Here is a 25,087-nt window from a genome sequence, read left to right as displayed (position 1 = left end):
TTTAGAAACCTCTTTTTACGATGAATAAAAAATACACCTATCCATCGGCGCTTACAATTGCCGGATTCGATGGAAGTGGCGGAGCCGGTATTCAGGCCGACATTAAAACTTTTTCGGCGCTGGGTTGCTTTGCTACCTCGGTGCTTACGGCTTTACCTGTACAAAATACCCAGGGAGTGCGTAGTATCTACCCTATCCCCTATCAGGCCGTGGCCGAGCAGATAGAAACTACTCTGGACGATATTTTTCCTGATGCCATTAAAGTTGGCATGGTGCATACGGCTGAGTTGGTGGCTACTATTGTAGCAACACTCAGCAAATATCCGTCTATACCCCTTGTTTTTGACCCCGTAATGGTTGCTACCAGTGGGCACAAACTCATAGAAGATGCCACTATTGAAACCATTATTAAGCAACTATTCCCTATTGCGGCAGTTGTTACGCCTAATATGGACGAGGCTGCGATTCTGGCACAAATGCCAATCAAAACCCTTGATGATATGTATGTAGCGGGCGAAAAGATTCATTCATTGGGTTGCCAGTCGGTACTACTAAAAGGAGGACATCTCGACTTACCCCGAATCACTTCTTTATATTTCGATGGGAAAGGCGAAGTCCATTCGTTTGAATTTGAGAAATTCCCAACCAACAATACACATGGATCGGGCTGCACGCTATCGTCAGCCATTGCGGCTTATATTGCCCAAGGTAAAAGCCTGTTTGAAGCAGTTTCGCTCGGACAAACCTATGTGCATCAGGCCATTAAACACGGTGCCGATGTGGCTATCGGCAAGGGAAATGGCCCATTAAATCACTTCTTCAACCCTCAAAAACTGATTAAAAATGAAATGGTCTGAACAAGCATGGCTGAGCATTGAGCCAATTTATGAGTCTATTCTGCAAATGCCTTTTATTCAGGAACTGATAGACGGTACGCTTCCGCTCGAAAAATTTCAGTACTATCTGATGCAGGATTCTATCTACCTTGAGCATTTTGGTAGGTCATTGGCTATTGTAGGTGCTCGTGCACAAAACATACCAGATATGCTGGCATTTTTTCGCTTTGCCGAAACTACAATCATTGTAGAAAACGCCTTGCATGAATCTTATTTTAAAGATTTTGCTATTGTCGATAAGGATACTATTCAACCTGCTTGCCATCATTATGCGCATTTTTTACGTAGTACTGCGGCTTTAGAGGCTGTTGAGGTTGGTATGGCGGCAGTCTTGCCTTGCTTCTGGATTTACAAAGCCGTTGGCGATTATATCTATCAACACCAACAAACGGGTAATAATCCCTACCAAAAATGGATTGACACTTATGCAGGTGAAGAATTCGGCATTGCCGTAAGGTCGGCTATAAGTATTTGTGATGCTAACGCTGCACAAGCCACCACAGTCACACAAGCTCAAATGACAGAAGCATTTATAGCTTCGTCTAAACTAGAATACGATTTCTGGGAAGCAGCTTATATTAATCGTCGGTGGAAATGATTTTTTAATTGTCGAACTTCGATTGCGGATTGTCGAATTTGCCGCGCCACGCCTATTTCTTGTTCGTAACAGGGCGTGGCACGGGTAGTACAGTAGATAGCTGTAATAGTGCCCACTTTTTATTGTGAAACATTGTGTTTTTGTGAACATTGTGGCAATAAAAACTAGCCTCAATTCTTTACCGTTTCAGGATAATTCATTTGAAAAATACCCGTGCCATGCACTTTTACTTTCGAGTATGGGCATAACACGGGTTGGGCAACTATCTTACTTCCTGCTCTTCAGCTACTATTACCTTCATGTGCTCACGGGCAAGTTCTCGAATAGAATCAAAGCGATCATACACCCAAACTGCCTTCGATTTTATACCCGATGCACGGGCAATGGTATAAGAGGCTAGGCTTAGTTCGCCTACGCCGTTAATAAGTTCTATAATGTTTGCCAATTTGGTATCAATAATTGCTCCAACAACACAAGTTACGGCGGGTATGTTCTTAGTCAGTTGCTCGTTTAATACCTTAAACAACTGTTCATTAGCATGTGGTCGGTGATACAAATACAACAACGCAATAATGATTTGCTCTGCCGAATCAGAATGAAGATACGAACTCAATGAATCATATTCAAAAGAAATTTGAAAAGATTCAAAACTGAGCGTTTCCTCTTTCAGTTTGCCTGGAATTACCAAGTTATCAAGTGCGTTCTGGCAATAGTGCTTAATTATCTCTTTAGGATGGTTAAGACCGTTTATCAATACTGGTAATACTCTATCAAGTGGGTATTGTCTGTAGTTTTCAAGAAATTTATCAATGCACATATAAGCAACTACCTCTAATTCAGGGTCAATTATATAGCACAGAAATAAATCTAATACAGCCTTTGGGCTGTGCCCTCCTAAAGCAATATTTAGCAAGGCATGTTCTTTTTCTTTAGCAGTTCCGTTTTTTAAAACTTCCATGAGTTCAATATTATTCTCAAACTCATCAGGAAACTTAATAATGTAAGGGTTAATCATAAAAATGTGAGGGTGTTTTATTTCAGTGTCGCAAAACTCTAATCATCGCAAGGTCGTCGGCCGGTTTTAAGTCATGGTTAAGTGCCAGGTCCTTTAATTGCCAACTCAACATTGTACTATTTTGTTTTTGGGTTTTATCAAACAGCATAAAATTAATCGGATTTATTTCATCTGCCCGACTATCTTTTCTCATAGGTATAAACGTAAAAATCCCGTCAGTTGCTATAATTAGGTCGTTTATTTCATAAAATAATATTTTCTGCGTTTGGGAATTATACCATTCTTCAAAATCTTTATGAAGATGATACCCTAGATAATCGGGTGTATTATCTTGGTCGAATTCTGTTACTTGACCATTGATAGAAACCAGACCATCGCCAATGGCTAATACAACCCCTTCATTGGCTTTTTTATCTATGAGCATAATAATCAATGTTGTAAGAAGCTCGTCTTTTTCCAACATTAATTGATTCTTAACCAAAGCTAGTTCTTTGAATAAGTCTGCTAATATAGTTTTCAGATAACTCTCAGGTGAAATATAAGACTCTTCTTCATAAAAAGCCTTGTAAGATATTTCCTTACTTATTTTCCTCAATAATTTCCCAACAAGTGTTGACGCGAAATAACTATCGGTAGCCATTGTACAACCATCCATCACAGCACATAGAACTTTATCGTTGCCAATTTCACCAACAAAATAATAGTCTTCGCAATAATTCAGGTGGTGCTCCCCTTTTTGTAGTGTTGTGTATATTTTCATTTTTCGGTACTACAAAAATATACAAAAGATTTTATAAATTGGTATTAATTCTAAAAGTGTTGTTCAATTTTGTATTTCTAATAGCAGCGCCCTCCGCTGTGGGCATACTTTGAAGATACATGTTTTATAATAAAAAAGTGCCCTGTGAGGGGCACTTCATGCTTGACAAATAAAGCGAACATACAATCAGGAACATCGCTCTGTATTTTTAAATTGGCGTGCTATAAATTGCCGCCGTAATCTCTTTTGCGGTCACGGTAAACTGAGCGATAGTGAATTTCGTTGGCTTCTATTACACCTGGTCGACATATAAACTCTATCCAGACACTTGGCCCGTCTATGCGCACATAGTCGCCGCTTTGGTTAAACAAAGTACTCCCTGTGTAAGAGATATAAGTATCGTTTAACTCTTGCTCATAACTACTCAGTAATGATGCCGCCGTTACATCATCGGCGTCGAGTATCCAGGGTTTTATGGCTTCTAAAACCAATGCTTTCTGGCTGGCACTTAGCGCGCTTACGGCTATACCCGTTTTGTTTGACGGGAAATCGGTGTCTTTGCCCGGCCCTAGTAAAACATCGGTAAAAACTGTGTTAAGCTTTGCGGTATTTAGCTCTGCTGTTGAAAGCCCTGCCAATAATGCCGCCATAGCATTTTTCTCGTTGTCGAGCGGTGCATAAACTATTGAAGCCTGTGCCCATGTGCGTGGCTCAACCGCCTGATAAGAAGGCGTAGTGCTTACCACAGCCCCATTATTAAAATTAATATGTTTAGTATAATTATGGCCGCCAAATTGTAACGTCCACTTACCAGTTTCGCTTGGTGTGCCAATAAAGGCAATGCTATATTTCTTTGATGAATAATTACCGTCTGAATTAGCCGCCAGCACATCTTCGGCTAGTGTTATTTGTATAAACTCATCGTAACCTTCATCAGCAGTAGTACCTAGTGCCGCTGCAATTACTTTTTTGGCAGCTATCACCTGCATTGCGGTCATGGTACTGAACTCAAGCCCGTTCCGGGTCACATTTCCTGCCTGTACCGACCATTTGTTAAGATTTGCGCTTGTAAATGGCAATAGTATGGCTGTACGTTGCGCCGCCGACAAAGTAGTTTGAAATGTATCGATAGCTGCTAAGACCTGCCCTACTGAACCAGTTGAAGGCTTTGGCGTGGTGGTATCGGCCTGTATTGCTACCTCGATTGTACAACTTTGGCCCGCAAAATTAATCGGAAATGTAGCCTTACCGACGGCACTAGGCGTACCTGTAATAGTATAAGCAATAGTACCCTCACCATGCGATAATATCCCTGCCACAATGTGTGCCTTCAGGCCATTGATACCTGTTGAAGCAATGCTGTCAGTTGATGAATATACCATGCCGTTTCCACCAGAATAAGGAATCGTTACCCGGCCCGAAAACGCAACGCCATTTACAGGTGTAGCTGAAATGGTAGCGGTTTCGCAGTTTAAGCCCGAAATCATTGGTGTTGTAATAAGCTCTTCGGGCTTGCAACCCTGAAAAATAAATATAGGTACTAACAAAAGCCCTAGCCAATAGAATCTGCGTGATCTCATAGTGTATTCAATATATTAAAGTTGTATGGATTGTTCACTGAAAACAAATTGGTGATTAATCTCTAACGAGACTATACAACAACATTCTTAAATAGGGGATGAAAGGTAAAAAGGCGAAGCGAGTAGGTAAAATAGGGTGTTTATGTGTTATAAACGAATAAAAATATCGATTAGTTTAAAATAAGGCATTAAAAATTTAAATACAACGTTAACATTAAGTAATCATCTTTAATCAAATAGTTATTTATTATTCGTTTTTATTAAAACTAAAGTAAGTCGACAAAGTTTACATAATGACTTAAAACACAGCATAAACATTAACACAAACTATTGCAAAAACAATGAACTATCTTTTTTTATCAGTTTTATGCCTGCTAGGTTTTTATTGGCCTGATTCGGCTCAAACCGAAAACAATGTGGTGAGTATCAACATCTCGCAAATAAGAAGTAACAGCGGTGTAATCAAAGTACAGGTGTTTACAGATGAGGCAAGCTTCAAGAAATCGAAACCGTTTAAAAATATTGCTGTCAGCAAAGACCATATCAATAAAGGTAGTTTATCGGCAAGAATTCAATTGCCCAACGGCACTTATGGCATTGCAATTCTGGACGATGAGAACAACAATGGCAAAATGGACTACGGGCTGATGATTCCTAAAGAAGGTTTTGGGTTTTCAAATTATTACCTCACAGGTATGAAAAGACCCGCTTTCGATGATTTCAAGTTTTCGTTGAACAACAGTAATATATCTGTTGTAGTTAAGACACGTTATTTGTGATATGTTCTTAAAAATATCAAACTCAAAATTGTACATTTTCAACTTCTGACAACTTTTGTAAGAGGGTTTTAAACGAAAAAAAAGCAGGATAAAATCCTGCTTTTTTAAGTATGTTTTGCTGTGACTAAAAAAGTTTACAAATTTTGCGATATTTAATCTTAAAAGTCAAGTCGAAAGCCAAAAAGTTTATTTAAAATTCAATATAAGGTTTAGAAAATCACGAATTGCCACCTTTTTAGATAAAATTATTTACCAAACATGTAAAAATGAACAACAACAAAGCCCTTATTGAAAAATATGGATTGGTAATAAACCAAATTGAAGCTACTGATTACCTGCCATCTTTTGCTTATAGTATAGGCTTATGGCAAACATATAAACACCCTGAAATTATCTGTTTTGGTTTGCCTACTAAATTAATGCACGAAATTATTAATGATGTAGCTGCTTTGATAAAAGATGGACAAACCATTGTTGCAGGTGAAGTAAATACAGAAATTTTCAAAGACGCCAGAGCTGCATTTTTAACCGTAGACAAACGTAATATGGCAGACTATTTTAACCCTGCTATTAGTTATTATAATAGTGAAGATTTTCCTGCCTTACAATTAGTTTGGGCTGACGAAGCAGATTTGTTGCCCTGGGAAACGGGTTTCGATAAATCCCTGATTCATTACCAACCTTTGCTCGATAGAAACGTAGATTTTAAATTTAGAGAAGCAAAGAATCTGGGTGTTTTTACAACAAGACAATGGATGGAAGAACAAAAGCCAATTTTAAAAGTATTGCATGAGGCCAACGGCGACTGGCAGTTTCTGACAGGCAATCAACTGCCGGAAGATGGAAGGCTAGTTGCTTTAGCTATATTAGTAAAAAGAGACCCAACACTTAATGAGGTTTTTGACTTAGATTACGGCCAATATGCTGAGAGAAGTTCTGTTGGTGCAAAATGGGAAAGATATGATTTAATAGACGAGACTTAATAAGAGCAGAAACTACAGGATAGTTAAAAATTTAACCAATAAAAACGAAATCACAAAGAAGTTTTTTTTAACCACACAAACTGGCTTTCACAGCTTTGGGCTGCGTATATAAAAAATTTTGCGAATGGCTGCTTCCTGACAAACCCATAGGTTTTCCTGCCAGAGATTTTGCTTGTCTCTGTAGTCTGGTTTTTGTGTTAAAACACATAAGCGTATTCACTTGGCCGGATTATAGTCAAGGAGCTTGAAGATATTGTTTTTTTATTCTTGTTCTTTGCTCTGATTGAACCCCAGAAAAACTTTTCCTGTGGTTTCGGCACAAATCATTTCAATAAGCATTGCATTGATAATTGTGCCATACATGGCATCGGCCCAGAAAGAAAAAATAAGTGTCTGCGACACCATAACAGTTAATATACCAACGCTAAGCCAGCGACTATTGCGATTGTGATAAAGAACTGCAGTAACAAATAATAACACACTACATAATAACCACATAAGTCCCCAAGGCTTTGAAACCGCCATCGAAAACTCATTAATTCTCATTAATTCGTATGCCTTAAAGAACCCAAGCAGATGCATCAATGCAAACAGCAGGATTACGCTGAACGAAAGGCTTCTCATCCTAAAATGGTTGTAAATTTTTTCTACTCAAAAATAATAGGTAAATATAGCTTTATTAAATGTTAAAGTACTAAGAAATGACTTAAAATTATTTTTAAAGATTTCATATTTTTGCACCAGACAATTAACTTCTTCCCTTAATCGCTGCTTTTTATTTTCCTGTTTCAATAAATCTTGTTTTGCTATTTGCTCTATAACCAATTTCAGATGCTTGGTTTGTTGAAAAAAATACTGAAAATAGTTGAAAAACAGATTAGTTTTCTCGTAATCTCTATTGGATATAATCTGTTCAGACTGCAGTGAGGTAAGCAGACTCAAAAAGAAATCATTGTCTTCGGCAATTATTTCTAGTTCATTCTGCCAAAGTCGCTCTTCAACATCTATCGGTGTTGATGTAAAAATAGGTTGTATATTCATGGCTTTTTATTTTAATGTTGTACTCTATGCAAGTGCACCTCCAATATTTCATAATCATAGCTTACCTCTATTTTACTGACATCAACATTTTGAGGCAATAAAAATTCACGAGAAAACGAAATATACTCATAGGCTTTGCTATATTGCATTGCCATGTTGGTCTCTAAGATTATGGCTGTTCGCCCTTGTACTATCATTACTCCATTAGCTATTTCAAGGCTAAAATCTTCTTTTCTAATACCCGGCGCTACTATTTTTAGCTCAAATGCCCATTCGCTTCGCTTTATTTTTACCAAAGGCACACATACACGCTCTTTGCTGAGCAGATTAGTTTGGGCAATATCATTTTTAAGCACGTCAGTCATTTGACTATTGATTTCATACTTTCATTTACCGCATTCATTCTTTATTTTACAACATCCACTGAATGGGTCGTTCAGTATTGTCGGTTTCATCAAAAGCTATAGGTGTAGCTGCATTTTTTACCTCATAAATTACCTCTATGAGCCGTGCTTCAATACTTTCTGGATCAGTAAAATCTTCATGCTCTACCTCTACCCAACCTTCTTCCAGATTCGGTTTTACATACAAAACCCCCACCATGCTTAACAAGGCTTTACTAATAGCATCAGAACTACCTGTATGCTTTAATCTACCTACCCATATTCTATCAATTACAGCATTCATCTTAATTCGCTTTATGTTAAGAAAAAATCAGCACCAAAAAAACTATTATATATATACGTACAAGCAGTTTATCAGGCAATGGCTATCATAGGTAATTCGGTTCTTAAAATCAATTCCTCTGTATTTGTTCCTTTGAACCAACGGTCAAACCAACCATGCTGTTTCGGAAAAACAATCATCAGGTCGGCCTTATGAGCCTGCGCACCATTCAGAAAAGCCTGCACAAAATTATCACCCTTCACTATATCTATTATGTGCGGATAATCTTTCAGCATTTCACGAATATTGAATATCACCTCTTTTACCTGTGACGCCTCGGGATCTCTCACCACCGAAAATATATTGATAATAACTTTGAAAGTTTTCAGGCTATTTATCATTTTTTGTAAAGTCACGGCATCAACCTTCTCGCTTACATCAACGGCCATGTACACATTCTCAAAAGCTCTGAACTTAGCTTTGGGCGGCACAAGCATAAGTGGTACTGGCGATTTACCTATCATTTCGCTGCCCAAATTCCCTATTACTCCAGGGCTTCTAGGCAGTTGTCCAACAGTACCCATCAGTAATAAATCAGGTCGAATCTGCTTAGCCATTTCTGTAATTACCTCAACAGCAAACCCTGTTTTATTTATAGTCTCGATGCTTATGCCACCATCAACCGACTTCACCAGTCTTCTCGCCAATCTTTTCAGTTTGGCTTCATAATAAGTCTGTACGTAACTTTCATCAAAATCCATAGCCTCGGTATCGAACGGACGTATGAAGCTTGGGTGAGATGCATGCAATATATATAAACGTGCATTGGTTTGCTTGGCCAATTGTACGGCATAACGGCATACTTTAGCGGCTTGTCTGGAGAAATCGGTTGTACAAAGTATCTTTTTCATCGAGATTATTCTTTTTTGACATTACAAAGTTGCGTAATTGTATATCCTAAAAAACTGATACCAGATAGTGAGTCATATGATTATAGTCAGTTTTTGAGCCAATAGCTGGTGGTGTTTAACATCATTTTCAAAACTGATATTACTCATAATTTAGGGGGTGCTAATGGTGTTGTTTTACAGCTCACAATTATACATTAAATTATTTTAGACAAGTATTAGCATGAACAACATTATAGAACAACTTTTTGACTTATCGGGCAAAACAGCCATTGTTACAGGCGGTGCTATGGGTATAGGTAATGGAATAGCTACACGCTTAGCACAAGCAGGTGCTTCTGTAATGATTGTAGATATTGTAAGCCCGCAAGAAGCAAGCGCAAGCATAGAAAGCATTGCGCAAAGCACTGATAAAGTAGCTTATACACAAGCTGACCTTAGTATAACGGCGAATCTTGAAACCGTGATAACGCAAACGCTTGCTACTTTTGGAGACATTGATATATTGGTAAATAATGCAGGCATATTTAAGTATGTACCCCTTACCGAATTGAGTGAAGAGCTTTGGGACAAAACCTTAAACCTGAATCTGAAATCGGTAGCGTTTTTATCAAAATTGTTTATCAATACCCTTATCGAAAAGAAACATGGGGGTAAAATAATTAATATTTCTTCTATTGATAGTCTTAAACCTACAGGAAACTTATCTCAGTACGATTCCTCTAAGGGTGGCGTAAGAATGCTCACAAGGGCATTTGCCAAAGAGGCAGGTAAATATGGCATCACTGTAAACGATATTGCGCCAGGTGGCGTAAATACACCGGGCATTCGGAAAATTGCCGGAGATAACATTACGAAAGAACAAGCTGAAGCCATGATGGCAGAAAGCGCCAAATATATTCAATCGCTGCCATTACAACGTATCGGCGAACCCGAAGACATTGGCAATGCAGCCTTATTTCTTGCCAGCAAGGCCAGCAACTATATTACAGGCAGCAGTATTATTGTTGATGGTGGTTTGTTGTTGGTGTAGAAGAATAATTATGAATTATTAATGGCGAATTGGTGAATAAATGAATCTTTAAATGCAAAAATTTGAAAATTCGCCATTAAATTAATTATTCTTTCTCAACTTCGCAGGCTTAAAAATCACGATTGTTAATATACCCCAGACGGTGATGAGCATCCCCATGTAGTTCATAATATTCTGATCGGAGAAATCGGCAGTAAAGGCTATGTCGACGGTTGAGTGAAAGATGGCACAAACCAGAATGCTTGCTCTTGAAGAATTATAGAGCCATGTGAGCAAAACACTACCAGTAAGCAAACTAAATACCCAACCGATAGTTCCGCCAAAACCCATTCCCATAAAGCTTGGCCGGTAGAAAAACAAAGGCCAATGCCACAAAGCCCAGAATAGTGTAAGCAAAATGCTGGCATTTAAGGCACTCATATTCGCCTGCAAACGTGGGAGAGCAAAGCCTCGCCAGCCCACTTCTTCGCCAAATCCAAAGAAGATAAGATTATAAATAAAAAAGCTGAGCAAATTAAAACCAGGAAACTCTTTTGAACTGAGAATTGCTGATAAATCGATAGGTTTATGATTTATAACATAACTCATACCAACTGCGATAGCCATTAATATAAAGGGGCTCAAAAGAGCGATTAGCACATATACAAACGGTTTTATCTTAAAACACTGCCCTAGCAACCCTTTTACTCCTGCGCTACCACTATAAATGTAAGTTGAGATAAATGATGCTATAAGCGGCCCCAATGCCCCAAGTGCATGATGATACGGCACAATAGGTAGTTTTGGTATGCCAAGTAAATGGCCATAAAGCGGAAACCAGATTAGCCAGCTAATACCATAGCTAAGGCTGAAAAATGCAATAAGTTGTTTCATAATTTTTGTTTAGTTCTTGAAGTTGTTTTATCCAAAAACAAAATATAGCTATTGTTATTAATCCGATAGTTGTATTTCAGAAAAAAGACAGGCAAAACCTGTCTTTTTAACTTTAATCGTTCTAATCCTAAGCTGTCGAAAAATCTTCGTTGTGCGAATTTTTCACTTATTTAAACCTACAAATTCAATCGTCATAAAAAAGACAGGCATTACCTGTCTTTTTATCATCTAACAGAACCTGGCTTTTCAAACCTTTGCATACGTGCTTTCACCTAATAATTAGTATGTTGTGTGAATCGTTCGCCTTTGAACTACATGAGCTAAAAGGAAGAAGAATATAGATATTCTCCTCAATATCTATACGTATTCCGATTAATATTTCAAATCTAGTGGGTTAAACCCTGATAATTTATGAGGAAGTTAAGTTTTAAATATGACGCATATCAGAAAAAATAAGCAACACTTATTTGCATGTAAAACACTTTCTTAAATTTCTAATTGATTGCTCAGGTGTGAATGCCCAAGGTTATCAAAACCGAACCTCTTGTATGGTCTGAATAAAAAATGATTTATAGTGGTATTTATCTGATGTAAGCTAAACACCACTCTAAACCCTAAAACCTAATTGGGTTTTATTCAACAGCAGCTACGATGGAGCAAAGCTAGAAAAGACACAAATAATAAAACCTAAGCAAAATCATTAGAAATTATGACGATGGTCATATTCTTGTGTGAGGATTTTTTTAAAGTTTTAGTACTACTTTGCTTGTACTCATTATTATATAGAAAAATGCTTTTTCCCAGGCTAATGGATTAAGAGGTAAGTCATTTCTCGGCGGAGTCTCCCGTGTGCGCTAGCATAAAGCATAGCAAGAGGAATCGGTTGAGACAAAACGTTTCTTGAAACTGAATGAACACTTAAAATATACTTAAGATTAGCTCAGCTTTTCAATATATCAATAATCTCTTTATTAAGGGCTAATATTTTGGTTAGGTTATGAGTAATTTTATAAACGTTTCTTCTTTCATCGATGCCAATAAAGTCTCCATCTTCCAAATCTTTTATATGAAAGTATTCTTTGTCATCAATAAAGACGGAGTAAATCTGAGATGGATTTAAAAGTTCTTTCTCTTGTGGTGTAAGCAAATTTGCTATGAGATCATAGACAGATTCACTTATGAGCTCTCTTTTAAATGCATAAGTATCAATTTTATTTACATCGATTTTCTTTTTCTTATTTCCACCGATTGAATACCCACTAATTGTACCGTGTGAAATATAAATTTCATAAGGCAGAAAGGTTAAAGTTTTAGTATCAAATACCTTTATATTTGTAAGCTTAAAATCCTTAACACTCGCTTTTTCATGTTTTTTCAATACACTAGCACAAAAAGTAAAAGCTACATAACCAGGTATATCACTAGCCTCAACGATTACCCCTTTCAATAAATTATCATTAATTTGGCTTAATAAGTATGAGTATTCATCTGGAAGATTAATTACTACATTTCTAAGTAATTGAATTTCCCAGTTCTCTTTTTTTGTTCGTTTAAACAAGCTAAGCATATTAATCTGCAATTACTTCAAAACAACCACCCAACAATAGCCGGGCCCCAGTAGAATTTAGTGAAGTAGTATGTGCCGAGAAGCAGGAAGCTAATCATTACCAATAGCACTATCGTGAACGCAAGATTTAGCCAAATTGACATCTTACGGCTGTTTTGTGAGCGGATAAATATCTCAGCTACTAGCAGATTTGGGATATAGAAGAAAAACGCCATTATGTAATCAAAAATACCTGTGAAGGTGTTGTTGTGGCCTGCTTTGTCGGCCAGTAAAAACCAAAAACCGTAGTCCATGCGGTAAAGCCAAGAGCCAATAGCAAGGGCATATAAGCGCAAAGCCCATGCTCGGTGTGTTTCGGTGTCGTGAGCTACGGCATATTTATAGGTTTGTACAGCAGCTAAAAGCATCAATACACCATATAGACCAAAGCCTATGTTCATTACAATGCCACCGATAGTGCCTTTTATTGCAATAAATATGAGTCCGCCAATAGCAACGAGTATCGAAGCCACTACATAAATGCGCCCCACCCATCGGTGAAATGTAAGATATTTTACCCTAATGGTATCAATGAGTTGAATACTCCCAAGTATCAGAATAATGCCCCCCATAGCAAAGTGTAAACCAATACCCATTGTAGCTTTTCGGGTGCTTTGGTCGTATAAACCGGGTAGAATCTCGTTCCACCGCTCCAGATTGCCCTGGTACAAAGCAGCAGCGTAGAATGCCAGAATGTAAAGTCCGAAGAGTCCGGCGCTTACCCATACAGTTGTCATGAGTAAAACGCGTGTCCAAGCAAAAACCTTGGCAATGATTCGTTCAGCTTTAGAATCAAGCGTCGGTTGAGTAATACCCATCGTTTGTGAGTTTGTCATAGTAAGCTAAGATAGTGATGATAAAGAGGAATGCTGTAAAAATACAGATTTTCTCAGGAAAAGAAAGAAGCAATTTTTATTTTCGGTATTTCAGCAGACGTTTTTTTGTTTTCAGTACTAATTTTTAATATTGCATAAAACTCTGCGATATGAAAATGTATATTCTGGTACGAGACGATGTCCCTGATAATTTTGTACCCGTCATTACGGCGCATGCTTCTCTGGCCTGTTATAAAGCATATGAGTCTGAGCCCGCCATGCAACAATGGATTAATAGTATCTTCAAAAAGGTGGTTTGTAAAGTAAATCTTAAAGAATTTGAAAATGCTAAAAACGAAGCACAACACGTAGTTCTTACCGAATCAGCCTTGCATAATCAGGAGGTTTGTATAGCTTTTTGTCCGAGAGAAGAATATTCAAAAGCTTTTCGGTTTTATAAGATGTGGACACCAAGTAGAGATAGAAAAGATTATCTGTAATTCTCCAACTATCCGTGCCACGCCCCTATTCTTCCGAGAATAGGCATGGTACGCAGGCAGTCTACTTACTAAGAATCTTCACAATTCCATTATATATTACCTCTGACATCGCCCACATATCTCCGCCACTGGTATTCATAAACTGAATAATTACTGTATCTGTATCCTTGTGGTAACGTGCAATACTCTGGTAACCAGGCACCAGGCCCGTGTGCTCATACACATAAATAGATGAATAAATAGCTTGTTCGCTTTTATTCAATAAAGTGCCTTTGTTCAAGGCCTTCAAAAATATGCCAACATCTTCCGCAGTGGCAACCATCGAAGCACCCGGAGCTACATAATCAATGGCTTTAAAATCTCCTTCATAGTCGATAATATATCCACTACTGAGCTCGTCTGGATTTACCTCACTCATCATACCATACGTATGGGTCAAGCCAAGCTTATCAAGAATTTCTGCTTTGATATATCGTTGATGGTTATAACCCAATTTTTTATCAAGAATTTTCCCAATTAGAATATAATTCGTATTCGAATAACTATAACGACTATCAGGTTTAAAATCTGAGGGTTTGTCTAAAACTGTATTAACAATCTTGTCAATATCAGTAAATGGCTTTAACCACGGGAAGTCGGGATTATCAGTATAACTCGGAATACCGCTTCGGTGTTGTACCATCATTTTCAGTGTAATCTTATCTGCATATTCAATTCTTCCGGCCAGTTCAGGTAAGAGTTCTGCGAGGGTAGCATCTAGCGACAAAAGTTTTATGCTGACCAACTTGGCAGTAGCAGTAGCAATGTATAACTTACTTATACTGGCAATTTTAAATAAGGCATGCGCATCGGCCGGAACTTTATTTGCTTTATTTTTCCAGCCAGCAGCATAAAATTCAGGAGCTTTATTAGGCTGGTCGACATAGACAATAATACCATCTTCTCCACGGCTAATCGCTTGGTCAACTTGTTCCTGAACAGTGTCAGGCAATGGTTGTATCCAAAACCAGATTACCTTCCAAGGTACAAATACAACAGCACAGACTATTGCGACAATAGGCATTATTATTCTAAGCAATCGCTTTATTTTCGTCATTCTCTTGTGTTTTTGCAGCAAGGTAAATAAACTTTCAAGATATGAAATATCTGGTGTAAAACTAAATTTTAGGAAGTGGGAATTAACGAAGGATTGTTCCGAATATTAAGCTTGTACCCCGTGCAACCCCCTGCATAACTCCGTTTACTCCGTGGTAAAGTAATTTCTTCCATACTATGCGTGCCACAACCTTTCTCGTTCAAGTATAGGCATGGTACGCAGGCTGTATTTGCAAAATAAAAAATCAGCTTGTACCTTTGCATCGTAATAAAAACACAATACTCAATGTGAGATACTAAGTTTTAGAGCGCCTTGCTCTAGCAGATTCCGAAACGGAATGTTTTGATAAACCCAATTGTCAACTCGCCAACAGCAATTACTACTTGTTGCGGCCGAACTTAGAAATCAATGTAATACCATCATACATCAGCCTTCGAGGCTTTTTCGGGCAGCAAATCGCTTTGTGATTGCTTTGGCTCGTCATGGTCTATTCTTCACATACTTACACACATTACAAATGAGTATTGTTATAAAATCATTATCATATATCCATTCTGACAGGGAAACCCTGTTTCAACATATTAGTTTTGCCATCGCAAAAGGTAATAAAGCCTCTTTGGTAGGCAACAACGGCACAGGTAAATCAACGTTGTTACAAATTATTGCAGGGCAATTACAAGCATCGGCCGGAGATGTATCTATGGCGGAAAAACCCTACTATGTGCCGCAACATTTGGGGCAATACGATACCTACACTATTGCACAGGCTTTAGGTATTGAGCAGAAACTTAATGCTTACGAAGCTATTCTAAAAGGTGATGCCTCCGTTGAGAATTTTACGCTCCTAAACGATGACTGGACGATTGAAGAACGTGTACAAAATGCCTTTGCTTATTGGCATTTGCAACACCTATCGCTCAGGCAGCCTATGCATTTACTAAGCGGAGGCGAAAAAACAAAAGTTTTTCTGGCCGGAATACTCATCCATGAACCAACGATTATTCTGCTCGATGAACCTTCAAATCATCTCGATGCACAAAGTCGTGAATTGCTCTACGAGTTTATCCGCAGAAGCAAAGAGACGCTTTTACTCGTAAGCCACGACCGCACTTTGCTAAACCTACTCGACCTAACGCTTGAGCTTAGCAAAACTGGCGTAGAGGCTTTTGGTGGAAACTACGATTTCTACAAAACCCAAAAAGAGGGAAAACTGGAAGCCCTAGAAGCTCAACTCGACGAGAAAGAGAAAACACTGAAACAAGTCCAACAAAAAGCAAGAGAATTGGCTGAACAACGCCAGAGGCAAGAAATAAGAGGCAAAGCCAACGGGTTAAAGCAGAATTTGCCCAAGATTGTAGCAGGTAACCTGAAAAGCAAGGCTGAAATAAGCACTGCCAAAGCCAAAGAGGTGCAACAAGACAAAATGAACGAAATTGCTGGTAGTCTGCGGCAAATCAGAACACAAATACAAGAACAACAGGTGCTAAAACTCGACCTTCGGAAATCGGGTTTGCACAAGGGTAAAATTCTGGTTGATGCCAAAGACATAAACTATGGATATGAGAGAAGTTTGCTCTGGCAAGCACCATTATCTTTTCAACTTCGCTCAGGTGATAGAATCAGAATTGAGGGAAACAATGGCACGGGTAAAACTACTTTGTTGAAACTCATAACAGGTATGCTCGAGCCCACACAAGGAGATATTTACATAGAGAAATTTAAGTATCTATACGTAGACCAGCACTATTCGGTGATTGATAATAAACTGACAGTTTTTGAGCAAACTCAACTCTTTAACGAGCGACACTTGCCCGAACATGAACTAAAAATGCTGTTACATTACCACCAGTTTCCACGGGAAGTATGGGATAGAAAATGTGTAGGGCTAAGCGGAGGCGAAAAAATGAAATTATTGCTTTGTTGTCTAGCCATCAGTAATAATACCCCCGATATGCTAATGCTTGACGAACCTACCAATAATCTTGACATTTATAGTCAAGAGGTACTTACACAAGCTATCAAAGATTTCAACGGTACTATCTTAGTAATCGCTCACGACCAACAATTTATTAGTGAAATTGGCATTGAGCAAAGGTTGGTTTTGCAGAGAGCTAAAGGCATGTAGTCTTGGGCTTAGTACTTTATACAATAACGATGAAGTCTTTTACTTAAATATGTACATTGTGAGAAGTTAAACACGCTAAACACAATGTACACTTTTTTGCTCCTAAAAATTATTTCTCTCTTATGGAAGCCATAAAATAATGTTTTATTATAAGAAGATATTCCAAAAATAACTACAAGATTATTTACCAATCACCTCTTTACGATGCGCTAGCCCCCAGAAATGTAGTTCATCTATTACACGTTCAAGAGACATACCGTGTTCAGTAATGGTGTATTCGACCGTAGGCGGAAAAGTATCATGCACTTCTCGCTTGATGAGCTTATTGCTTTCCAGATTTTTCAATTCTCTTGAAAGCGTTCTATCGGTTATACCATTTACCTCTTTACTTATTTGCTTAAATCGTTTCGGCCCGGCCGATAAAGCAAATAATATGAGCAATTTCCATTTGCCTTCTAGTGCTTCAAGGGCATCTTTGATAGAAAGCATGGTTTTGGGGCAACCTTCTCGTGTAAGCATTTCTAGTTTTTTTACGATACTATCTTTCTGGATAGCGCTATCCGAAAAGATAGTACTATCATTCGGATAGCAAATTTACGTAATCTTGCAGCATAAATAAAGAAAACACTCATATTCTATGACAAAGCATCAAACACTCTCAAAACCCCTGAATATAGCCACTTGGATATGCCAGATTCTATTATCGCTCACTTTGTTGTGGGCAGCAGGAATGAAGTTATTTCAACCCATCGACCAACTAGCTCAACAGTGGCCCTGGACGGCCGATAATCCAATTCTGACCAGAGTAGCGGGTATAATTGATTTACTAGGAGGTTTGGGTTTAGTGCTGCCTATGGCACTTCGCATCAAGCCCATGCTTACTTTATATGCGGCCTATGGCACAATAGCTCTTATGGTAGCTGCCAGCGTTTTTCATATTTCAAGAGGCGAAGCATCACTAATAGGTTTCAATATTTTTGTAGCTTTTGTAGCCGGATTTATAGCATGGGCTAGAAGCAAATAAAATAGGTGGCTTATCGAATAACCCACCTATTATTCTTTATTATAGTGCTATTGGGCACTAAACTCTTAGCAAGCCACGAAACGCTCTTGAACTATAATAAGATGAAGCACCATTGTGATAGACAAACACTTTTCCATATCGATAATCGGCAAAGAGCGCACCTCCTAGTTTTCTAATGTCAGCAGGGGTTTGTATCCAACTTGATGTTTTTGCATCAAAAACACCAAGTTTCTGTAAATCACGGTATTGTTCTTCTGTTAGCAAATCAATACCCATAGCCTCGGCCATACCTACTGCACTATCAGCTGGCTTGTATGTTTTTCTATCATCTAAAGACTTAGGGTCGTAGCAGATATTTCTACGGCCTTTAGGTGTTTCAGCAGAGCAATCGCAAAAAATATATTCGTCTGTATCAGCGTCATAGCCAATTACATCCGGCTCGCCCTCGGTTATTTCCATTTCATCAAGCGACCACAATTTTTCAGGGTTTGCCTCAAGCTTTGCTTGCACTTTGCCCCACTCAATGCCTTTATGCCGATTCATGTTTTTCTCAAAGCGCGCTTTCAAGGTTTTAAGTAGTTCAGCCTGACTTTCAGGCGATAATTCTTGTTTATTCCTACTCATGATATTTGATGTGTGTTATTAGATTGAGTCAATTATAAAGAGCTTATTATGCTTGAATAAGTCTTCTGTCGGCAGGGCGAAAATACCAAGATACCACCGTCAGAACAATTAACAATACTGGGCCGAAAGACTCCATGGCACTATCACCACTGCTTACATGGGAAATTACGGCGCCTGTCATTGCAAAGAAGAATCCGGCATAAGCCCACTCTTTTACCAAAGGAAACTTAGGCACCAGTATTGCGATAACGCCAAGCATTTTCCAAACACCTATGATTGTCAGAAAATACTCAGGATAACCCAAGTGGTTTATCATGTCTACTTCTTCTTTCATTTTAATTAGCTGTACAATTCCTGATGACACCATTCCAAGTGAAAGCCAGATAGTTGCAATCCAATAGATAATTCTGTTTTTCTTTTCCATCTTTATTAATTGATAGATTTGTAAATGCTGACAATGAACACATTAATGAACTAGTATGTAATTAATCTTCTAAGCCTTTACCATCAAGAATCTTTGGCATATATTTTTCAACCCTTGCTATGCGGGTTTTGGCTTGTTTAGCCTGCGAAAAATAAAAAAGATAGGCTCGCTGCCGCCCGGGTGTAAGTGCCTCAAAAGCGGTTCTTAACCTTGGTACTTCCTTTAGTTTCTGTTCAAACTCTTCTGGTACATCAAAATCAGTTGTCTTTTTAAGCTCAACTTTTAATCCTGCTTTTTCTATTTCAATGGCTTCATAAATGTAAGTCTTCAAAACTGGCTTTAGGCTTGTCACCTCCTTCATATTGGTAAAACGCACTTGTCTACCAGCCTGTACGTTTGTGGTTTGCTGTACTAATATACTCTCGGCATCACTCAACAAAGCCCCTTTAAAAAATAATAGCGCACAATATTCTTTAAATCCGTGTATTAATACTACATTGCTCTTCTGAAAAGTGTAGCATGGTGCGCCCCATTTTAGTTCTTCGCTTAGTTGGCAGTCGAGCATAATTATACGTAATGCCTTGTATATCTGTTGCCATTTAGAGTCTTCTTCAAAGAAAAAATCAACTTTAGGATTCTCCATCTTATGTTCTTATTTTTTACTTAGCACTTCTTGTAAGCGGTTATGTGCCATGTTTATGCCATGCGCAAAGGGCAGTTTCAGCATTTGGTCTCTTAACTCTATTGATCTATATATAATATGCATTGTCAGCTTACTTGTTTCGTCGCTTAGTTTTTCAAATTCCAGAAACTCAAGCTGGGTTTCAAAGGGCGTATTCTCCATCTCGAATGTTCTGGTTATTTTCTGATTCGGAATAAAATCATGAAACACACCATTCGACCGAAATACCACATTTCCTTGTGCATCACTCGTTGCAAACTGCCAGCTTCCATGTTTATGGCATTCAAGTTTCAATACCTTTGTTCCCATCCATTGTTCTACAATGCCTGGTTCTTCGTAGGCTTTAAAGAGCAATTCAAGGGGCAGGTCAAATTCTCTTGTTATTACTAGCTCCTGTTTTCCGTCTTCGGCGTGTATCTGCGTTTTTTGCTTCATCGTAAGGCTATTTTTCTGATTGATAGTTTTTCATGATGGCTTCCAGATGATTAAACCTATCATCCCACATTTTGCGGAAAGGCTCAATAAAGTCGGCTATTTCTTTCATCTTTTCAATATTGAGGTGATAATAGATTTCTCTGCCGGTTTGTTGTTGGTCAAGTAGTTCGCACTCGGTCAGTATCTGTAAATGCTTAGAAACCGTAGGGCGGGCTGTATCAAAATTTGCGGCAATAGCTCCGGCAGTCATTGCCTGCGAGGCAAGCAGCAACAATATGGCTCTTCTGGTGGGGTCGGCTATGGCCTGAAAAACATCTCTTCTTAAATTCATTGCGTAGTCATTTGACTACAAATATATATGTAGCTATTTGACTACGCAAATTTTTATGCATTTATTTTTGAGTGAATTTATAGAAGCTGAAATAAGGTTATAAAAATCTTTGTGCAAGAGATAGTTACAGCATATCCTTAAGTTTTGTTCTTAAATTTTCTATGGATATATCTCTTGCAATGATAACTCCGTCTTTATCTATCAGAAAATTAGTTGGGTATTGCCCTACATTATACATTAGGGCAGCTTCGTTTTTATCACCCTTCATATCCGATACATTTACCCATTGCAAACCATCTTTTTTCAGGGCTGTTACCCATTGTTTTTTGCTTGTTTCAGCACCTACTCCAAAAATCTCAAAGCCTTTCGACTTAAACTCATTATAGATTGTAACTAATTTCGGATTGGCTTCTCTACATGGTCCACACCACGAGCCCCAGAAATCGAGTAGTATTACCTTACCTTTGAGGTCTGATAATTTTCTGATAATACCGCTGGTATCCGGCTGTGAAATATCGACAAAAGACCCACCAATTTGTATATCTTTACTTAGGGCGAGATATGTTTCAATATTTTTGCCATAACTCGTGGTTTTATTTTCAGGAGTCAGATTTCCATACAAATCTCTGATTGTTTTGTTTCCCCAAGAAGTGCTAAATAAGCTTAGTAAATACGCACTTATGATAGAATCAGGGTTCTTTTTTATGAATTGCACATACTGCTCTTTTTCATCTTTACTGCTCTTAATAGCCTTATTAAGTTCAGTCCATAAATTCTGTGTCTGTGACCCTTCTATCAAGGCCTGCTTGAACTTACCTTTTTCTGCAGAAAAATGAACTGTGGTATTTTCAAGCCACAAAGAAACTCTATCGGCAAAATTCTTTGTATGAATATACGTCTGAACAACTTTATGTTTCAATTTACCCTCAAATCTGAAATCTCCTGCCACTATATAAGTGGAGTCAATAGGTTTGAAACTTCCATCTGTCACATCGGCAAGATAAAGTTTAGTGCTATCGGCAAAGCCTATCGCCTTACCAATAATTTTGTAACCTTGTGCAAAAGAAACAGTACTTGTAAGAGAAAAGAAGAAAAGTAAAATAATGGTCTGCAATAGTTTTTTCATAAAATTCAATGGTTTAAAATCTGATAAGCTCGCTTAAGTATTAACAGCAATAATTGAATCGCAATATTTATCTAAAACCAACACTTTAGGCAAAAATGTTGTAAACCCCATAATTTTTGATGCAAAAACTATTTATTTATATGGTACTTGGACATCAATTATGTAACCCGGGCTTGTTTTAATCAAAAACGCTCAATAAGATTTACAGTACTTCAAATAAGAAATTTGCGCTTTTTAAATAAAGCGAAAAGCTTAGAGAGATATTGCCAATTACGTAGTAATTTTTCTAATATATAATTTCAATAATAATATTGTGATTAACTCTAAATCAAAATTTATTAGTTTTGCACCCAATTAAAATATACTGTCTAAAAAAGTAATTAGAATTATGAATAAAAAAATCGGCATAACAGCCCTTTTTATCTTCGTTTATGCGTTTGTTTCTGCACAAAGTAATTTCGTAAAAGGTAAAATAATAAATATTGAAGGCGATACACTTATTGGTTATATCGACTACAAAAACTGGTCTAAAAGCCCTACCAGTATTATATTTAAAGCTGACCTAACTCAAACCAGTAATAGCTATGATATAGAATCTTTACAAAGTTTTATAATTGACTTCAATAAAGAAGTTTATGAGTCAATGAGCTTTAAAATTGAGAATTTATCGAGGGTTAAAGGGAATATTAATTACTTAAGCATTCCCAAATATGCTACTAGAAACAAAGATATAAGTACTAAAAAATGCTTTGTAAGACGGATTTCAACAGGTAGAGTAAATCTATATCAGTTTGTTGCCGATGATTTTGAAGAACATTTCCTGATTAAGCATGATAGTAAAACAGAAGCCTTGGTTTATCATGTTATAAGAATAGGTGATAATGTGGCTCACTTGCGAGACTATCAAAATCAGTTATCTATTGTTTTGTATGATGCCTGTAAAAAACTCCCTATAGATAGAACTCCCTACTTATTGAACGACCTTCAAAAGTTAATCAATACTTATAACGCTTGTTTTTCTGAAAATATCGTTTTAGCTCCAAAAGAAAATCCACAGTGGGAATATGGCATTGGTATTGGTGCATCTTACAATAAATTGATATATACTACGGTTACTCAATATGGGTCGACGATAAACTATCCATCAGAGAATAAATTAACTTACACTGCAGAAATATTTGCCAATTATGTATTTAGGAGAGGTCGTGGACGATTTGCAATACTCAACGAATTAAATACTTACTCGCTTAATAATAGCTATAAAAATACCTATAACGATATATTTGATCATAGCCTTCAGTATCTAGCCGTACAAAATATGCTGAGATATAAGTTTTTTATCCGTCAACCTAATTTGTACCTTTTAGCGGGCATATCAAACGGCTTTATTTTAAGCAATAAAAGTACAATTGAAAGAACAAATGGAGATATAATACCGACTGATAGAAGTTTCAGAAATTACGAACAAGCCTATATAGTTGGTTTAGGCATAGCCCATAAGCGGATAATGTTAGAGCCTAGATTTATGCGAGGCAATGGGTTTAATCCAGGAGCAGCCACTAAAACAACAACTCATCGTTATCAACTACTTTTAAAATATAATTTTGGTTATAAATGATAAATACAATAAATTGCCCAAATGCAAAATTACAATTACCGCACAGCCACATTCGCAGATATTGAACAACTTAAATCTGTCGGTCTAAACTCATTTGGGCAATTCCAATCACAATTAACAGCCGATAATTGGAAAAAGCTAGAGGCTATTCTGGCAAGCGAAAACACGTATATTGATTTACTGAATAAATCGACGTGTTTTGTGTGTGAAGACAATGATAAGGTTATTGGCATGGCTTTTTTCTTGTCGAACGGAAATCCGACAGATGTTTTTCAGGCTGATTGGGCTTATCTGCGAATGGTTGGCGTTAACAGCGCCTATGCTGGTAAGGGCATTGGCAGACGGCTAATGGAAATTTGTATTGACTACGCCCGAAAAACAAATGAAACAAAGGTTGCTCTTCATACCTCTGAGTTTATGGATGCCGCCCGCCACATTTACGAAAACATGGGTTTTGTTCGTTTAAAAGAAATAGATTCCAGGCTTGGAAAACGATATTGGCTTTATTTGTTGGATTTATAGTTTTAGAGCTAACTTACTGACTAGTACTTAAATTTTGGGTTCAAAATTTTGAACCCAAAATCATATTGTCCTCACCTCTATTTTGCAAATTTCTTTGCCCCTGCTACACACAAAATCACCCCAACTGTAACACCTATCATATTTGTATGTATTTGCTCATGAAGTAGCGTTGCTGCCATTACCAGCCCAAATAAAGGCTGCAAAAGTTGTAACTGCCCTACTACTGTGATACCGCCCTGCGCAAGCCCACGATACCAGAATATAAAACCTACAAGCATACTAAATACTGAAACATAACCCAGACTCAGCCAGGTTTCGGTATGCACATCTGCAAGAGATGCTGGTAAAAATAAAAATGTGAGTGGTAACATAATTGGCAAGGCCAACACCAATGCCCACGAAATAACCTGCCAACCGCCCAGTGTTTTCGATAATTGCGCCCCTTCGGCATAACCTAGTCCACACACAATAATTGCCATTAACATCAAGCTATCACTACGCAACGAAGCCGATAAACCTTGCGATAAAGCATACCCTACTACCAACATGCTACCTATTACCGAAAAAATCCAGAATACCGGACGAGGTCTCTCACCGCCACGTATTACACCAAAAAAGGCCGTTGAAAGTGGCAATAAACCCAGAAAAACAATTGAGTGCGCCGAAGGTACATCTTGCAAAGCCAATGCCGACAATAGAGGAAAACCTAATACAACCCCCAAGGCAACAATTCCTAAAGATAAAATCTGCTGCTTGTTAGGGCGTTTCTCTTTATATATCAATAAGATACTAAGCCCCAATATACCCGCAATAGTAGCCCGGGCCACCGTTAAAAATATAGGAGATAAATCCTGAACGGCTATGCGAGTAGCGGGCAACGATACACTGAATATCAATACACCTATAAATCCGTTTATCAAACCACTCGTGGTGTTTTCTGTTAGCTTACCAATACTTGTGTCTGTCATCATTTCTTTAGTTTTTTGCAAAATTAAAGCGTCTTCAACTACAAATACAGTACCAGTTT

At 37.8% G+C, this 25,087-nt stretch carries 30 protein-coding genes; 10 read left to right on the top strand and 20 right to left on the bottom strand.

What is annotated here, in order from left to right:
* The first annotated feature begins 20 nt into the window (after nt 1–20).
* Both thiD and tenA read left to right on the top strand, forming a co-directional pair.
* Complete coding sequence (gene thiD / locus WAE64_RS09340) at nt 21–857, top strand: bifunctional hydroxymethylpyrimidine kinase/phosphomethylpyrimidine kinase (RefSeq protein WP_340236092.1); 837 nt, start codon at nt 21–23, stop codon at nt 855–857.
* Nucleotides 844–1,494: a thiaminase II gene (gene tenA / locus WAE64_RS09335; RefSeq protein ID WP_340236091.1), complete on the top strand. Its 651-nt coding sequence runs from the start codon at nt 844–846 to the stop codon at nt 1,492–1,494. The genes thiD and tenA overlap by 14 nt, the downstream gene beginning before the upstream one ends.
* A 262-nt stretch (nt 1,495–1,756) precedes the next feature.
* On the opposite strand, the gene WAE64_RS09330 is transcribed toward tenA, so the two are convergent.
* The 3 genes from WAE64_RS09330 to WAE64_RS09320 form a co-directional block, all read right to left on the bottom strand.
* Entirely contained in the window at nt 1,757–2,509 is a 753-nt protein-coding gene (locus tag WAE64_RS09330; RefSeq protein WP_340236090.1) for a hypothetical protein, read from the bottom strand.
* A gap of 22 nt (nt 2,510–2,531) precedes the next feature.
* Complete coding sequence (locus tag WAE64_RS09325) at nt 2,532–3,269, bottom strand: protein phosphatase 2C domain-containing protein (RefSeq protein WP_340236089.1); 738 nt, start codon at nt 3,267–3,269, stop codon at nt 2,532–2,534.
* Between the two features lie 221 nt (nt 3,270–3,490).
* Nucleotides 3,491–4,849, bottom strand: coding sequence for a DUF3500 domain-containing protein (locus WAE64_RS09320; protein WP_340236088.1), 1,359 nt, complete (start codon nt 4,847–4,849; stop codon nt 3,491–3,493).
* Nucleotides 4,850–5,190: 341 nt separating this feature from the next.
* Here WAE64_RS09320 and WAE64_RS09315 point away from each other — a divergent pair, with 341 nt between their 5' ends.
* Both WAE64_RS09315 and WAE64_RS09310 read left to right on the top strand, forming a co-directional pair.
* Nucleotides 5,191–5,628, top strand: coding sequence for a DUF2141 domain-containing protein (locus WAE64_RS09315; RefSeq protein ID WP_340236087.1), 438 nt, complete (start codon nt 5,191–5,193; stop codon nt 5,626–5,628).
* 266 nt (nt 5,629–5,894) lie between these two features.
* Nucleotides 5,895–6,611 (top strand): DUF4262 domain-containing protein, encoded by a 717-nt coding sequence (locus tag WAE64_RS09310; RefSeq protein ID WP_340236086.1) that lies wholly within the window; start codon nt 5,895–5,897, stop codon nt 6,609–6,611.
* Nucleotides 6,612–6,872: 261 nt separating this feature from the next.
* On the opposite strand, the gene WAE64_RS09305 is transcribed toward WAE64_RS09310, so the two are convergent.
* The 5 genes from WAE64_RS09305 to WAE64_RS09285 all read right to left on the bottom strand — a co-directional run bounded on the left by WAE64_RS09305 (nt 6,873) and on the right by WAE64_RS09285 (nt 9,229).
* Nucleotides 6,873–7,235, bottom strand: coding sequence for a hypothetical protein (locus WAE64_RS09305; protein ID WP_340236085.1), 363 nt, complete (start codon nt 7,233–7,235; stop codon nt 6,873–6,875).
* 27 nt (nt 7,236–7,262) lie between these two features.
* On the bottom strand, nt 7,263–7,652 hold the full coding sequence (locus tag WAE64_RS09300) for a hypothetical protein (RefSeq protein ID WP_340236084.1): 390 nt from the start codon (nt 7,650–7,652) through the stop codon (nt 7,263–7,265).
* Nucleotides 7,653–7,663: 11 nt separating this feature from the next.
* Complete coding sequence (locus WAE64_RS09295) at nt 7,664–8,017, bottom strand: Hsp20/alpha crystallin family protein (RefSeq protein ID WP_340236083.1); 354 nt, start codon at nt 8,015–8,017, stop codon at nt 7,664–7,666.
* 46 nt (nt 8,018–8,063) lie between these two features.
* Nucleotides 8,064–8,339, bottom strand: coding sequence for a hypothetical protein (locus WAE64_RS09290; RefSeq protein WP_340236082.1), 276 nt, complete (start codon nt 8,337–8,339; stop codon nt 8,064–8,066).
* Between the two features lie 71 nt (nt 8,340–8,410).
* On the bottom strand, nt 8,411–9,229 hold the full coding sequence (locus WAE64_RS09285) for a universal stress protein (protein ID WP_340236081.1): 819 nt from the start codon (nt 9,227–9,229) through the stop codon (nt 8,411–8,413).
* A gap of 220 nt (nt 9,230–9,449) precedes the next feature.
* Between WAE64_RS09285 and WAE64_RS09280 the strand changes: the two genes are divergently transcribed.
* Entirely contained in the window at nt 9,450–10,259 is an 810-nt protein-coding gene (locus tag WAE64_RS09280; protein ID WP_340236080.1) for an SDR family NAD(P)-dependent oxidoreductase, read from the top strand.
* Between the two features lie 81 nt (nt 10,260–10,340).
* On the opposite strand, the gene WAE64_RS09275 is transcribed toward WAE64_RS09280, so the two are convergent.
* The 3 genes from WAE64_RS09275 to WAE64_RS09265 all read right to left on the bottom strand — a co-directional run bounded on the left by WAE64_RS09275 (nt 10,341) and on the right by WAE64_RS09265 (nt 13,574).
* Complete coding sequence (locus WAE64_RS09275; RefSeq protein WP_340236079.1) at nt 10,341–11,132, bottom strand: CPBP family glutamic-type intramembrane protease; 792 nt, start codon at nt 11,130–11,132, stop codon at nt 10,341–10,343.
* Nucleotides 11,133–12,072: 940 nt separating this feature from the next.
* Complete coding sequence (locus WAE64_RS09270) at nt 12,073–12,690, bottom strand: hypothetical protein (protein ID WP_340236078.1); 618 nt, start codon at nt 12,688–12,690, stop codon at nt 12,073–12,075.
* A 26-nt stretch (nt 12,691–12,716) separates the two neighbouring features.
* The gene (locus tag WAE64_RS09265; RefSeq protein ID WP_340236077.1) at nt 12,717–13,574 is read right to left on the bottom strand and encodes a DUF2306 domain-containing protein; all 858 of its coding nucleotides are present in this window, start codon (nt 13,572–13,574) and stop codon (nt 12,717–12,719) included.
* Between the two features lie 149 nt (nt 13,575–13,723).
* Here WAE64_RS09265 and WAE64_RS09260 point away from each other — a divergent pair, with 149 nt between their 5' ends.
* Complete coding sequence (locus tag WAE64_RS09260; protein ID WP_340236076.1) at nt 13,724–14,053, top strand: peptidyl-tRNA hydrolase; 330 nt, start codon at nt 13,724–13,726, stop codon at nt 14,051–14,053.
* A 61-nt stretch (nt 14,054–14,114) separates the two neighbouring features.
* Here WAE64_RS09260 and WAE64_RS09255 read toward each other — a convergent pair whose 3' ends face one another.
* Complete coding sequence (locus WAE64_RS09255) at nt 14,115–15,149, bottom strand: serine hydrolase domain-containing protein (protein ID WP_340236075.1); 1,035 nt, start codon at nt 15,147–15,149, stop codon at nt 14,115–14,117.
* A 517-nt stretch (nt 15,150–15,666) separates the two neighbouring features.
* Between WAE64_RS09255 and WAE64_RS09250 the strand changes: the two genes are divergently transcribed.
* Complete coding sequence (locus tag WAE64_RS09250) at nt 15,667–17,274, top strand: ABC-F family ATP-binding cassette domain-containing protein (RefSeq protein WP_340236074.1); 1,608 nt, start codon at nt 15,667–15,669, stop codon at nt 17,272–17,274.
* Nucleotides 17,275–17,454: 180 nt separating this feature from the next.
* Here WAE64_RS09250 and WAE64_RS09245 read toward each other — a convergent pair whose 3' ends face one another.
* Complete coding sequence (locus WAE64_RS09245; protein ID WP_340236073.1) at nt 17,455–17,793, bottom strand: winged helix-turn-helix transcriptional regulator; 339 nt, start codon at nt 17,791–17,793, stop codon at nt 17,455–17,457.
* A gap of 118 nt (nt 17,794–17,911) precedes the next feature.
* On the opposite strand from WAE64_RS09245, the gene WAE64_RS09240 reads away from it, so the two are divergent.
* Complete coding sequence (locus tag WAE64_RS09240; RefSeq protein WP_340236072.1) at nt 17,912–18,298, top strand: DoxX family protein; 387 nt, start codon at nt 17,912–17,914, stop codon at nt 18,296–18,298.
* Between the two features lie 57 nt (nt 18,299–18,355).
* Here WAE64_RS09240 and WAE64_RS09235 read toward each other — a convergent pair whose 3' ends face one another.
* The 6 genes from WAE64_RS09235 to WAE64_RS09210 all read right to left on the bottom strand — a co-directional run bounded on the left by WAE64_RS09235 (nt 18,356) and on the right by WAE64_RS09210 (nt 21,920).
* Complete coding sequence (locus tag WAE64_RS09235; RefSeq protein ID WP_340236071.1) at nt 18,356–18,922, bottom strand: DUF4256 domain-containing protein; 567 nt, start codon at nt 18,920–18,922, stop codon at nt 18,356–18,358.
* 46 nt (nt 18,923–18,968) lie between these two features.
* Nucleotides 18,969–19,346: a DoxX family protein gene (locus tag WAE64_RS09230; protein ID WP_340236070.1), complete on the bottom strand. Its 378-nt coding sequence runs from the start codon at nt 19,344–19,346 to the stop codon at nt 18,969–18,971.
* 61 nt (nt 19,347–19,407) lie between these two features.
* Nucleotides 19,408–19,989 (bottom strand): YdeI/OmpD-associated family protein, encoded by a 582-nt coding sequence (locus tag WAE64_RS09225; RefSeq protein ID WP_340236069.1) that lies wholly within the window; start codon nt 19,987–19,989, stop codon nt 19,408–19,410.
* A gap of 9 nt (nt 19,990–19,998) precedes the next feature.
* On the bottom strand, nt 19,999–20,463 hold the full coding sequence (locus WAE64_RS09220) for an SRPBCC domain-containing protein (protein WP_340236068.1): 465 nt from the start codon (nt 20,461–20,463) through the stop codon (nt 19,999–20,001).
* Nucleotides 20,464–20,470: 7 nt separating this feature from the next.
* On the bottom strand, nt 20,471–20,794 hold the full coding sequence (locus WAE64_RS09215; RefSeq protein WP_340236067.1) for an ArsR/SmtB family transcription factor: 324 nt from the start codon (nt 20,792–20,794) through the stop codon (nt 20,471–20,473).
* Between the two features lie 124 nt (nt 20,795–20,918).
* The gene (locus WAE64_RS09210; RefSeq protein WP_340236066.1) at nt 20,919–21,920 is read right to left on the bottom strand and encodes a redoxin domain-containing protein; all 1,002 of its coding nucleotides are present in this window, start codon (nt 21,918–21,920) and stop codon (nt 20,919–20,921) included.
* Between the two features lie 388 nt (nt 21,921–22,308).
* On the opposite strand from WAE64_RS09210, the gene WAE64_RS09205 reads away from it, so the two are divergent.
* Nucleotides 22,309–23,538, top strand: a complete 1,230-nt coding sequence (locus WAE64_RS09205) for a hypothetical protein (RefSeq protein WP_340236065.1) — start codon at nt 22,309–22,311, stop codon at nt 23,536–23,538.
* A gap of 21 nt (nt 23,539–23,559) precedes the next feature.
* A complete protein-coding gene (locus WAE64_RS09200; protein WP_340236064.1) occupies nt 23,560–24,060 on the top strand; it encodes a GNAT family N-acetyltransferase in 501 nt (166 codons plus the stop codon).
* Between the two features lie 77 nt (nt 24,061–24,137).
* Here WAE64_RS09200 and WAE64_RS09195 read toward each other — a convergent pair whose 3' ends face one another.
* Entirely contained in the window at nt 24,138–25,031 is an 894-nt protein-coding gene (locus tag WAE64_RS09195) for a DMT family transporter (protein WP_340236063.1), read from the bottom strand.
* Between the last annotated feature and the right edge of the window lie 56 nt (nt 25,032–25,087).

The sequence above is a fragment of the Emticicia soli genome, from assembly GCF_037860775.1.
Lineage (GTDB): Bacteria > Bacteroidota > Bacteroidia > Cytophagales > Spirosomataceae > Emticicia > Emticicia soli.
This window is presented reverse-complemented; position numbering and strand designations above follow the sequence as displayed.

Bases quoted from the DNA above. Each gene is read 5' to 3' on its own strand.
- WAE64_RS09275 (WP_340236079.1), bottom strand. From the start codon at position 11,132: ATGAAACAACTTATTGCATTTTTCAGCCTTAGCTATGGTATTAGCTGG.
- WAE64_RS09250 (WP_340236074.1), top strand. From the start codon at position 15,667: ATGAGTATTGTTATAAAATCATTATCATATATCCATTCTGACAGGGAA.
- WAE64_RS09310 (WP_340236086.1), top strand. From the start codon at position 5,895: ATGAACAACAACAAAGCCCTTATTGAAAAATATGGATTGGTAATAAAC.
- WAE64_RS09230 (WP_340236070.1), bottom strand. From the start codon at position 19,346: ATGGAAAAGAAAAACAGAATTATCTATTGGATTGCAACTATCTGGCTT.
- WAE64_RS09220 (WP_340236068.1), bottom strand. From the start codon at position 20,463: ATGAAGCAAAAAACGCAGATACACGCCGAAGACGGAAAACAGGAGCTA.
- WAE64_RS09280 (WP_340236080.1), top strand. From the start codon at position 9,450: ATGAACAACATTATAGAACAACTTTTTGACTTATCGGGCAAAACAGCC.
- WAE64_RS09225 (WP_340236069.1), bottom strand. From the start codon at position 19,989: ATGGAGAATCCTAAAGTTGATTTTTTCTTTGAAGAAGACTCTAAATGG.
- WAE64_RS09305 (WP_340236085.1), bottom strand. From the start codon at position 7,235: ATGAGAAGCCTTTCGTTCAGCGTAATCCTGCTGTTTGCATTGATGCAT.
- WAE64_RS09330 (WP_340236090.1), bottom strand. From the start codon at position 2,509: ATGATTAACCCTTACATTATTAAGTTTCCTGATGAGTTTGAGAATAAT.
- WAE64_RS09295 (WP_340236083.1), bottom strand. From the start codon at position 8,017: ATGACTGACGTGCTTAAAAATGATATTGCCCAAACTAATCTGCTCAGC.
- WAE64_RS09245 (WP_340236073.1), bottom strand. From the start codon at position 17,793: ATGCTTACACGAGAAGGTTGCCCCAAAACCATGCTTTCTATCAAAGAT.
- WAE64_RS09255 (WP_340236075.1), bottom strand. From the start codon at position 15,149: ATGACGAAAATAAAGCGATTGCTTAGAATAATAATGCCTATTGTCGCA.
- WAE64_RS09200 (WP_340236064.1), top strand. From the start codon at position 23,560: ATGCAAAATTACAATTACCGCACAGCCACATTCGCAGATATTGAACAA.
- WAE64_RS09325 (WP_340236089.1), bottom strand. From the start codon at position 3,269: ATGAAAATATACACAACACTACAAAAAGGGGAGCACCACCTGAATTAT.
- WAE64_RS09205 (WP_340236065.1), top strand. From the start codon at position 22,309: ATGAATAAAAAAATCGGCATAACAGCCCTTTTTATCTTCGTTTATGCG.
- WAE64_RS09240 (WP_340236072.1), top strand. From the start codon at position 17,912: ATGACAAAGCATCAAACACTCTCAAAACCCCTGAATATAGCCACTTGG.
- WAE64_RS09235 (WP_340236071.1), bottom strand. From the start codon at position 18,922: ATGAGTAGGAATAAACAAGAATTATCGCCTGAAAGTCAGGCTGAACTA.
- WAE64_RS09285 (WP_340236081.1), bottom strand. From the start codon at position 9,229: ATGAAAAAGATACTTTGTACAACCGATTTCTCCAGACAAGCCGCTAAA.
- WAE64_RS09260 (WP_340236076.1), top strand. From the start codon at position 13,724: ATGAAAATGTATATTCTGGTACGAGACGATGTCCCTGATAATTTTGTA.
- WAE64_RS09210 (WP_340236066.1), bottom strand. From the start codon at position 21,920: ATGAAAAAACTATTGCAGACCATTATTTTACTTTTCTTCTTTTCTCTT.
- WAE64_RS09195 (WP_340236063.1), bottom strand. From the start codon at position 25,031: ATGATGACAGACACAAGTATTGGTAAGCTAACAGAAAACACCACGAGT.
- WAE64_RS09290 (WP_340236082.1), bottom strand. From the start codon at position 8,339: ATGAATGCTGTAATTGATAGAATATGGGTAGGTAGATTAAAGCATACA.
- WAE64_RS09265 (WP_340236077.1), bottom strand. From the start codon at position 13,574: ATGACAAACTCACAAACGATGGGTATTACTCAACCGACGCTTGATTCT.
- tenA (WP_340236091.1), top strand. From the start codon at position 844: ATGAAATGGTCTGAACAAGCATGGCTGAGCATTGAGCCAATTTATGAG.
- WAE64_RS09320 (WP_340236088.1), bottom strand. From the start codon at position 4,849: ATGAGATCACGCAGATTCTATTGGCTAGGGCTTTTGTTAGTACCTATA.
- thiD (WP_340236092.1), top strand. From the start codon at position 21: ATGAATAAAAAATACACCTATCCATCGGCGCTTACAATTGCCGGATTC.
- WAE64_RS09300 (WP_340236084.1), bottom strand. From the start codon at position 7,652: ATGAATATACAACCTATTTTTACATCAACACCGATAGATGTTGAAGAG.
- WAE64_RS09315 (WP_340236087.1), top strand. From the start codon at position 5,191: ATGAACTATCTTTTTTTATCAGTTTTATGCCTGCTAGGTTTTTATTGG.
- WAE64_RS09215 (WP_340236067.1), bottom strand. From the start codon at position 20,794: ATGAATTTAAGAAGAGATGTTTTTCAGGCCATAGCCGACCCCACCAGA.